11 protein-coding genes and 1 tRNA gene (1 of these 12 only partly in view) are annotated in these 9,771 nt (G+C 59.7%); 7 read left to right on the top strand and 5 right to left on the bottom strand.

Annotated elements, in window-relative coordinates; genetic code table 11:
• Entirely contained in the window at window positions 1-765 is a 765-nt protein-coding gene (locus tag AC3WRD_RS13260) for an ABC transporter ATP-binding protein (RefSeq protein ID WP_096819547.1), read from the top strand.
• 98 nt (window positions 766-863) lie between these two features.
• On the opposite strand, the gene AC3WRD_RS13265 is transcribed toward AC3WRD_RS13260, so the two are convergent.
• Both AC3WRD_RS13265 and dcd read right to left on the bottom strand, forming a co-directional pair.
• A complete protein-coding gene (locus tag AC3WRD_RS13265) occupies window positions 864-1,073 on the bottom strand; it encodes a hypothetical protein (RefSeq protein WP_096819548.1) in 210 nt (69 codons plus the stop codon).
• A gap of 106 nt (window positions 1,074-1,179) precedes the next feature.
• The gene (gene dcd / locus AC3WRD_RS13270) at window positions 1,180-1,746 is read right to left on the bottom strand and encodes a dCTP deaminase (protein ID WP_007954988.1); all 567 of its coding nucleotides are present in this window, start codon (window positions 1,744-1,746) and stop codon (window positions 1,180-1,182) included.
• A gap of 354 nt (window positions 1,747-2,100) precedes the next feature.
• Here dcd and AC3WRD_RS13275 point away from each other — a divergent pair, with 354 nt between their 5' ends.
• Window positions 2,101-2,310: a cold-shock protein gene (locus AC3WRD_RS13275; RefSeq protein ID WP_002554837.1), complete on the top strand. Its 210-nt coding sequence runs from the start codon at window positions 2,101-2,103 to the stop codon at window positions 2,308-2,310.
• Between the two features lie 122 nt (window positions 2,311-2,432).
• Here AC3WRD_RS13275 and AC3WRD_RS13280 read toward each other — a convergent pair whose 3' ends face one another.
• A complete protein-coding gene (locus tag AC3WRD_RS13280) occupies window positions 2,433-3,440 on the bottom strand; it encodes a DUF481 domain-containing protein (protein WP_102621514.1) in 1,008 nt (335 codons plus the stop codon).
• Window positions 3,441-3,575: 135 nt separating this feature from the next.
• Between AC3WRD_RS13280 and AC3WRD_RS13285 the strand changes: the two genes are divergently transcribed.
• From AC3WRD_RS13285 to AC3WRD_RS13300, 4 genes are all read left to right on the top strand, one after another.
• Complete coding sequence (locus tag AC3WRD_RS13285) at window positions 3,576-3,959, top strand: MGMT family protein (protein ID WP_170929612.1); 384 nt, start codon at window positions 3,576-3,578, stop codon at window positions 3,957-3,959.
• A gap of 43 nt (window positions 3,960-4,002) precedes the next feature.
• On the top strand, window positions 4,003-5,562 hold the full coding sequence (locus AC3WRD_RS13290) for an AmpG family muropeptide MFS transporter (protein ID WP_096819551.1): 1,560 nt from the start codon (window positions 4,003-4,005) through the stop codon (window positions 5,560-5,562).
• 115 nt (window positions 5,563-5,677) lie between these two features.
• Window positions 5,678-7,393 carry a proline--tRNA ligase gene (locus AC3WRD_RS13295; RefSeq protein WP_102621515.1) on the top strand — a complete coding sequence of 572 codons (1,716 nt, stop codon included), beginning with the start codon at window positions 5,678-5,680 and terminating at the stop codon, window positions 7,391-7,393.
• 17 nt (window positions 7,394-7,410) lie between these two features.
• Window positions 7,411-8,364 (top strand): hypothetical protein, encoded by a 954-nt coding sequence (locus tag AC3WRD_RS13300; RefSeq protein ID WP_096819553.1) that lies wholly within the window; start codon window positions 7,411-7,413, stop codon window positions 8,362-8,364.
• A gap of 48 nt (window positions 8,365-8,412) precedes the next feature.
• On the opposite strand, the gene dinB is transcribed toward AC3WRD_RS13300, so the two are convergent.
• Window positions 8,413-9,474, bottom strand: coding sequence for a DNA polymerase IV (gene dinB, locus AC3WRD_RS13305; RefSeq protein WP_096819554.1), 1,062 nt, complete (start codon window positions 9,472-9,474; stop codon window positions 8,413-8,415).
• Window positions 9,471-9,771: hypothetical protein (locus tag AC3WRD_RS13310; protein WP_492604505.1), on the bottom strand; the 301-nt coding region annotated here is incomplete at its 5' end. The genes AC3WRD_RS13310 and dinB, both read right to left, overlap by 4 nt.
• A tRNA-Met gene (locus AC3WRD_RS13315) sits at window positions 9,755-9,771 on the top strand (it continues 160 nt past the right edge of the window). The two genes, AC3WRD_RS13310 and AC3WRD_RS13315, sit on opposite strands and share 17 nt — an antisense overlap.

Consider the following 9,771-nt stretch of genomic DNA (forward strand, 5'->3'; position numbering starts at 1 on the left):
ATGTACAAACTGACCGTAGAAGGCCTGCACAAAAGCTATGGCGACCATCAGGTGCTCAAAGGCGTTTCGCTCAAGGCCAAGACCGGTGACGTGATCAGTCTGATCGGCGCCAGCGGCTCGGGCAAAAGCACCTTTTTGCGCTGCATCAACTTTCTCGAACAACCCAACGACGGCGCGATGAGCCTCGACGGCCAGGCGATCCGCATGGTCACCGACCGCCACGGCATGCACGTCGCCGACGCCAATGAACTGCAACGCCTGCGCACGCGGCTGGCGATGGTGTTCCAGCACTTCAACCTGTGGAGCCACATGACCGTGCTGGAGAACATCACCATGGCCCCGCGCCGGGTGCTGGGCTGCAGCAAACAGGAGGCCGACGACCGCGCCCGTCGTTATCTGGACAAGGTTGGCTTGCCGGCACGGGTGGCCGATCAGTACCCGGCCTTCCTGTCCGGCGGCCAGCAGCAACGGGTGGCCATTGCCCGCGCGTTGGCGATGGAGCCGGAGGTCATGCTGTTCGACGAGCCGACCTCGGCACTCGACCCGGAGCTGGTCGGCGAAGTGCTGAAGGTGATTCAGGGCCTGGCCGAAGAAGGCCGGACCATGATCATGGTGACCCACGAGATGAGTTTTGCGCGCAAGGTGTCGAGCCAGGTGCTGTTCCTGCACCAAGGGCTGGTGGAAGAAGAAGGCGCGCCGGAGGAAGTGCTGGGTAATCCGAAGAGCGAACGCCTGAAGCAGTTTCTCAGCGGCAACCTCAAGTAAGCCCGCAGCCCTGCCGGCAGGGTCCCCATAACGAAATATGGCCCGTCGGCTGAAGTCTTTCAGGACATCAGCCGACGGGCCATGCATTCACTCACGGATCAGGCAACGGGCGCCGGTGGCGGTTTATCCGGCAACGTAGGCTCGCCGGGTTCGGTCGGCTCTTCGTTGGGGGTATCGGGATCAGGCTGGTGAGGGATTCCGCCGGCCGTGGTGATGGGCGGGTGTGCCAGCAACGACCAGGCCAATACGCCAACCTGATTGGGCTCGAGCCTTGCCAGTTCGGCAGTGATTTGCGGATCGATCTTCATGGAGCACTCCTCGGCGAAGGCCCGTCCCGCTGTTCGCGAAACGGGCAGTACACCCCATAGAGTGTCTACCCGCCGAAGAATTCCCGGTAACTGCCGGATGGACGGCTCAGGTACGTGGCAGGGTCACGCCACGCTGGCCCTGGTACTTGCCGGCGCGGTCCTTGTAGGAAACTTCGCATTCCTCGTCGGATTCGAGGAACAGCATCTGCGCCACACCTTCGTTGGCGTAGATCTTCGCCGGCAGGTTGGTGGTGTTCGAGAACTCCAGGGTCACCTGGCCTTCCCACTCAGGCTCGAGCGGGGTGACGTTGACGATGATGCCGCAACGGGCGTAGGTGCTTTTGCCCAGGCAGATGGTCAGGACATTGCGCGGAATACGGAAGTATTCAACGGTCGTGGCCAGGGCGAAGGAGTTCGGCGGGATGATGCAGACGTCACTGTGAACGTCGACGAAGCTGCCGGCGTCGAAGTTTTTCGGATCGACGATGGCCGAATTGATGTTGGTGAACACCTTGAAATGATTGGTGCAACGCACATCGTAGCCGTAGCTCGACACACCGTAGGAGATCACACGGCTGTCGTCGCTGCCGCGCACCTGGCGCTCGACGAACGGCTCGATCATGCCGTGTTCCTGCGCCATGCGGCGAATCCACTTGTCCGATTTGATGCTCATGGCGGGGTGTCCTGAATAGCGAGGTGGAAAAAATCTGTCCGGCATCTTACCGGGCGCGCCGCCGGGTTCAAAGTCCGGGCTGCAATTCTCGCCGAACATGCAGGAATTACGCGGCCTGGCGACGAACCGTCACACCGCCGATCCTTAAAACGGAGAAACCTTCGCAAGAAGCATTGGCACGTTCCGGAAAAAGGGTTAAGGTGGCGCCACTGTGCTGCTTGTGTCACTGAGAATCTCTACACGATATGTTGAATTTCGATCCAACCATCTACAAGAATTTTTCCTGCTCTTTGCACTCAGTCTCGGCCAGGGTTCTTCCTGAGTCGCAGTTATCTTTGTTCAAGGAGTTACACCATGTCTAATCGCCAAACCGGTACCGTTAAGTGGTTCAACGATGAAAAAGGCTTCGGCTTCATCACTCCACAATCCGGTGACGACCTGTTCGTTCACTTCAAAGCTATCCAATCCGACGGCTTCAAAAGCCTGAAAGAAGGCCAACAGGTTTCTTTCATCGCTACCCGCGGTCAGAAAGGCATGCAAGCTGAAGAAGTACAAGTTATCTAACTTGTAGCTTCTTTAGTAAAAAGCCCCGCCCTTAAAAGCGGGGCTTTTTTGTGGGCGTCTGTTTTGTACCGACAAAAAAATCGCAACCTGATGAGGGTTGCGATTCTTTTTCCTGGATGACCTTACCAGGCCACGCCAAACCCGGCGGTGTAGCGGGTCTTGTTCAGATCAGCATCCTTGGTACCACTGATGATGTCACGCTCGGCCTTGAGATTGAGCGAGGCCCAGTCCGTCACCTTGTAGCGCAGGCCCACTTCCGAATCCAGGGCATAGTTGGCGACGTCCGACAGTGGCTTGCCAATCTCGCCGGTGGTGAAGAACTGCACCTTCTTGCCGATCAGGTAGCGGTTGTAGTCCCACTTCATCGCGACGGAGTAGAAGTTGTCCTTGCCGCCATCGCTGTACTCGTAGTCGGTGCGGTTGAGCAGCGAGCCGAGCGAGAACGCGCCCAGTTCGTCATCCCAGAACTGATAGCCCGGACCGGTACCGACCACCCGCTGGCGCGACAGCTCTTCGACGTAATCGCGTTTGTAGTTCAGGCGCCCCTGCCAGAACCACTTATCAGTCAGGAAGCGGTCCAGTGCGTATTCGGCACGCCAGTTGTTGGTGGTCACCACCTCATCCTGGACTTCGCGGTTGTACTCCCCCTCGGCGGTGTGTCGCCAGCGCCCGTGACGTGCAGAGGTCTTGAAGCCGATGTCGTAGTCGTCGGTGTCCTTTTCGGCGCGCTGATAATCCAGGGCCAGGTCGACATTGCCCTTCCACACGAGATCCTCGACCACGGGCTTGGGCTTGAGAATCTGCTGGATGCTCGCCAGCTCGACGGTTTTCGGCGCCTCACCGTTGGCCAGGGTGACCTTGCCGTCTTCGGCGGCGGTCAGCGATTTGGCTTTTTCGCCGCTGTAGGCGTCCTGCTTGACCAGCAGCTCCTGATCACTTTCCAGCGTCTTCACCTGCTTCCAGTCGATGGTGACCGCGCCGGCGTACTGGGTCTGGACCAGCAACTTGCCGCCGTCGAACAGGGTGATTTTGCCACTCAGCTTGTCACCGTTCTTCAACCAGACGGTATCGGCAAGCAAGGGCGTGGACGCACTGAAGACAGCAAGGCACAGCAGGGTTCTGGACAACATAAGCGAATCGGAAGCTCAAGTTTGCGAAAAAAGGGTCGGCATTATCCGTAGGAATAATCCCCTGACAAGGAATGACTCGGCTATTTCTGTTGAGTTCATTTCTCAATTGCCCGATCACGGATTAACCTTTAATCCATGAATCGACCCTGTTCAGGAACGGCGCACGTGACAGACCCGATACAAGCCTGCGAAAACGATCCGCAAATCCGACGCACGGCACTCTACTCGACCCTTGCCCAAGTACCTGAGGGCAAGGTCGTCAGCTATGGTCAGTTGGCTGAACTCGCCGGGTTGGGGCGCGCCGCCCGCTGGGTCGGCCGCACCCTGAGCCAATTACCCGGCGACACGAAGCTGCCCTGGCACCGGGTACTCGGTGCCGGCGGTCGGATCAGCCTGCCGGTGGGCAGCCCTTCCGGAGATGAGCAGCGGGCACGATTGCGTATGGAAGGCGTTACCATCCTGAACAATCGTGTGGATATTCGGCGTCATGGCTGGCGTCCGGTAGAGCACAGCGGTTAGAGTGCGCGCTTTGTTTTCGCAATCTTGAGGCAGACTTCAGCCCATGCCCCGTAAAACCTGGCGCGCCGCGCTCGCCGCCTATGCCAGTCCTTCGACGCTCGTGCTGTTGTTGCTGGGTTTCGCCGCCGGCCTGCCGTACATGCTGGTGTTCTCGACACTTTCGGTCTGGCTGCGTGAAGCCGGTGTAGCCCGCGAGACGATCGGCTATGCCAGTCTGATCGGTCTGGCTTATGCCTTCAAATGGGTCTGGTCACCACTGCTCGATCAATGGCGCCTGCCGTTGCTCGGCAAGCTGGGTCGACGCCGTTCGTGGCTGGTGCTTTCGCAATCGCTGGTGATCCTCGGCTTGATCGGCATGGGCTTCTGCGACCCGCAGAAACATCTGTCCTGGCTGATCGCCATCGCCGTGATCGTCGCCTTCGCCTCCGCCACCCAGGACATTGCCGTCGACGCCTATCGCCTGGAAATCGCCGAAGACAACCGCCAGGCCGCACTGGCCGCCAGTTATATGTCCGGCTATCGGGTCGCTGCCCTGCTCGCGACCGCCGGCGCCCTGTTCTTCGCTGAGGGCTTCGGCTCCACCGGGTTCAACTATCAGCATTCCGCCTGGACCGGCACCTACGTGCTGTTCGGCGCATTGATGGTCCCTGCCCTGCTCACCACACTGCTGATGCGCGAGCCGCCAGTGCCGTTGCGCACCCAGTTGCAGGCCGGGCGCTATACCTTCATGCATCAACTGATGTCGGTGTTCGTGCTGATCGTCCTGCTGGTCTCCGTACCGGCCATGTTCACCCAGCTCTACAACACCGATTTCGCCAGCGTGCTGTTCGGCACCATGAGCCCGCTGGACCTGCTGCTGGAAGATCGGGCCTTCCTGCGCGCCATCCTCTATACCCTGCTGACCGGCCTGTGCCTTTCGACCATGGGTCGCCGTGGCCTGGCGCCGGTGCTGACCCCGGTCAACGACTTCATCCTGCGCTACCGCTGGCAGGCGCTGCTGTTGCTGGGCTTGATCGCCACCTATCGGATGTCGGATACGGTCATGGGCGTCATGGCCAACGTGTTCTATATCGATCAGGGTTTCACCAAGGACCAGATCGCCAGCGTCAGCAAGATCTTCGGCCTGATCATGACGCTGGTCGGCGCAGGTATGGGCGGACTTTTGATCGTGCGCTTCGGCATCCTGCCGATCCTGTTCATTGGCGGCGCGGCGTCGGCAGGCACCAACCTGTTGTTCGTGATGCTGGCCGACATGGGCCCGAACCTGAAGATGCTGATCGTGACCATCTCCCTCGACAACTTCAGTTCGGGCATGGCCACGTCGGCGTTCGTCGCTTACCTGTCCAGCCTGACCAACCTGAAATTCTCCGCCACCCAGTACGCCCTGCTCAGCTCGATCATGCTGTTGCTGCCTCGCCTCATCGGCGGCTACTCCGGGGTGATGGTGGAGAAGTTCGGCTATCACAACTTCTTCATGATCACCGCACTACTGGGTGTCCCGACGCTCGTGCTGATCGCCTTGCACTGGTTCCAGGAGAGCCGCCGCGAAGGCCCGACGCCGACACCGGAACCCGTGCCGACGCCGGTCGCCGAAGAATCGTAAGACATCTCGCACCCGGCGGGAGGGTTCCCGCCGGGCCTGCACTTCTGTACGTCGGCAGCTCTCGCCGGTACACTGCTCCGTCATTTCCAGTCATAGCAACCGACAACGGCCAACCATGCGCACCAGTCAATTTTTGCTCGCCACACAGAAAGAAACGCCTTCCGACGCGGTCGTGATCAGCCATCAGCTGATGCTGCGCGCCGGCATGATCCGCAAACTCGCCTCGGGCCTGTACACCTGGCTGCCGATGGGCTTGCGGGTTATGCGCAAGGTAGAAGCCATCGTTCGCGAAGAGATGAACGCCGCCGGCTCTCTGGAAGTGTTGATGCCGAGCACCCAACCGGCCGAGCTGTGGCAGGAATCGGGTCGCTGGGAAGAATACGGCCCTGAGCTGCTGCGTTTCAAAGACCGTCACGGTCGCGATTTCTGCGCGGGCCCGACCCACGAAGAAGTGATCACCGATCTGATGCGCAATGAGTTGAGCAGCTACAAGCAGCTGCCAATCAACCTGTACCAGATCCAGACCAAGTTCCGTGACGAAATCCGCCCACGCTTCGGTTTGATGCGCGGCCGTGAATTCATCATGAAGGACGCGTACTCGTTCCACGCCGACCAGGCGTCGCTGCAGGTCACTTATGACCGCATGCACGAAGCGTACTGCAACGTGTTCACACGCCTTGGCCTGAAATTCCGTCCGGTTGAAGCCGACAACGGCTCCATCGGTGGTGCCGGTTCCCACGAATTCCACGTACTGGCCGAGTCCGGTGAAGACGATATCGCCTTCAGCAACGGCTCCGACTACGCCGCGAACATCGAGAAAGCCGAAGCCGTACCGCGTGAAACTTCCCGCGCGGCGCCGGCCGAAGAACTGCGTCTGGTCGATACCCCGGACACCAAGACCATCGCGGCCCTGGTGGAGAAATTCAATCTGCCGATTGAAAAGACCATCAAGACCCTGATCGTGCACGCCGAAGAAGAAGGCAAGCTGATCGCTCTGGTGATCCGTGGCGACCACGAACTCAACGAAATCAAGGCTGCCCAGCAACCAGGCGTCGCCAGCCCGCTGGTCATGGCGTCCGACGCTGAACTGCGTGACGCCATCGGTGCCGGCGCCGGTTCTCTCGGCCCGCTGAACCTGCCGCTGCCAATCATCATCGACCGTTCGGTCGAGCTGATGAGCGACTTCGGCATCGGTGCCAACATCGACGACAAGCACTACTTCGGCGTGAACTGGGAGCGTGACCTGCCGGTTCCGACCGTGGCCGACCTGCGCAACGTCGTGGCCGGCGACCCGAGCCCGGACGGCAAGGGCACTCTGGACATCGCGCGCGGCATCGAAGTCGGGCACATCTTCCAGCTGGGCAACAAGTACAGCAAGGCGATGAAGTGCGAAGTGCTGGGCGAGAACGGCAAGCCTGTGACCCTGGAAATGGGTTGCTACGGCATTGGCGTGTCCCGCGTGGTGGCGGCGGCCATCGAGCAGAACAACGACGAAAACGGCATCATCTGGAGCGACACCTTGGCGCCGTTCCAGATCGCCCTGGTACCGCTGCGCTATGAAACCGAGCAGGTGCGCGAAGCCACCGACAAGCTGTACGCGGAACTGACCGCGGCCGGCTTCGAAGTGCTGCTGGACGATCGCGACAAGAAGACCAGCCCGGGCATCAAGTTCGCGGACATGGAGCTGATCGGCATTCCACACCGGATCGTGGTCAGCGACCGCGGTCTCGCCGAAGGCAACCTGGAATACAAGAGCCGTACCGAAGGCCAGGCGCAAGCGCTGCCGGTTGCCGACGTGCTGTCCTTCCTTCAGGCCCGTATCCGCCGCTGAAACCAGATAGAGACCTCATGTTCAAGCGAAACACCTTAGGCCTCGGAGGCGCCACCTTGTGTGGCGCCCTGCTGGTCAGCGGCTGTGCCAATCACATGTCACAGCGCAGCGAGCACGAAGAGCGGGTCGAGCGAAAGCTGCTCGATCACAGCCTGCAGATCGATGTCGGTGAGCCTAAGGTGCTTGAGCTGCCGCAACGACGCGTGAAGATCAACGAGCAGAAAACCTTCGAAGTCACCGAGTTCGAAGTCACCCGTCGTTATGACCGCTACACGCCTTACCAACCCTGGCGCGAAATCTACGAGATTCCGCTGGGTGCAGTGGCGGTGGTGGCCGGTGTCGGCGCGAATGTGGTCAACGTGTTCGCCCTCGGCACCCTGCCGGACAGCGTGACCAAGGACTGGCTGAGCTACGGATTCGCCGGGCTCAATCCGTTCATGAACGTGCAGTCCCATGGTCGTGCACAGCAGAACCTGGCCGGTATCGATGAAGTCCAGCGCGACAAGCGCATGGAGTATTCGAGCCTGCCGTGGAGCGAGCGCCCGGTACAGGTCAAGGCCGGCAAGCAGACCTTCGACATGACCACCGACCGTAACGGTGTGTTGCGCCTGAACCTGCTGGACAGTCCGTTCGCCGAGAACGATCTGAATCATGTGGGCAAACTGCAGATCAGCGTCGAAGATGCCAAGGATGACGTGCATTCCGACTCGTCCCTGACGATCAGCAGTCACCTGCGCGGCAAATTGCTGGAAGCACACGGGCTGATTTACGACGATCTGGAAGACGACGAAGTGAGCCAGTGGGTTCACCGGGTCAAGCGTCTGTCGGAACTGGGTCTTGAAGAAGAAGCCAGTGAGCTGGAGCAAAGCCTGATCGAACTGACGCGTAACGATCCCGAGTTGCAGGCTGAGTTTCTCAAGTCTCTGACCAAGGATGCCGGGCGACTGGTGGCGGATCCAGGTCCGAACTGAAAGCCGCTTTAAAGGAGCCCGAACCTGTTTCGGGCTTTTTTATGCGCGCTACCGCTCAAACAACTCCATTTGTTCAAAACCGCCGCGCAAATCCTCCAGCCGCACGCCCACCCCAAGCAGCCGCACCGGTTTTCCACCGCGATTGAATGCCTGCGTCAGCATCAATTGGTAACTGCCCAGATCCCGCCCTGCCCCCGCCTGTTCCAGTGTGGTCTGGGTGAAATCGTGAAACTTCACTTTGACGAACGGCTTGCCCGGCCGGTAACTGCTGTCGATCCGCGCCATACGGGTTTTCAGGGTTTCCAGCAGTTCAGGGAGCTTGTCCAGGCAACTGCGCAGATCCGGCAGGTCCACGTCGTAGGTGTTTTCGACGCTGATCGACTGACGACGACTGTCGTTATGCACCTGACGGTCATCTATCCCACGCGCCAGGCTCCACATCCGCTCGCCAAAACTGCCGAATTCACGCACCAGCGCCAGCTTGTCCCACTCGCGCAATTGCAGACAGTCGTTGATACCGAGCTTGCCCAGCTTGTCGGCGGTGACTTTGCCGACACCGTGCAACTTGCTCACCGGCAGACCGCTGACGAAGTCTTCGACCTGGTCCGGGGTGATGACAAACAGGCCGTTGGGTTTTTTCCAGTCACTGGCGATCTTGGCCAGAAACTTGTTCGGCGCGACGCCGGCCGAGACCGTGATGTGCAATTGATTGGAAACCCGGCGCCGAATGTCCTGGGCGATTCGCGTGGCGCTGCCACCGAAATGCGCGCTGTCCGAGACATCCAGGTAGGCCTCGTCCAGCGACAGCGGCTCGATCAGGTCGGTGTAATCGCGAAAGATCGTATGAATTTCCTTCGACGCCTCGCGATAGGCATCCATCCGCGGCTTGACGATGGTCAGGTCCGGGCACAGTTTCAAGGCATGCCCGGAAGACATCGCCGAACGAACGCCGTAAGCCCTCGCCTCATAGTTACAGGTGGCGATCACCCCGCGTCGGTCCGCCGAACCACCGACCGCCAACGGCTTGCCGGCCAGACGCGGATCGTCCCGCATCTCGATGGCGGCGTAGAAACAGTCACAGTCGACGTGGATGATTTTTCGCTGAGTCATGGCAGAAAAGGAAACGTGGCAAGCCGGATCGGCAGTATCTCACTGACACCTGTATATAGCACCAGTGGTATGAAGCTTCTTTTCCAGCGGTAGGAAACTTCCCTTGAATTTATTTTCTCAATCGAAATCAACCCACCAATAGAGCTGAAACCCTTGCCCTGCCTGACTCGCGGCCCCATCAGCCCTACCAAAAAGTCGCTAACCAATTGAACCAGAACAGATTTTATCCGGATTGAAGGTTGACACCCCGGCGTTCCTCTGTAGAATGCCGACACACAGACGCGGGATGGAGCAGTC

It is taken from the genome of Pseudomonas sp. FW215-R2 (genome assembly GCF_058789255.1).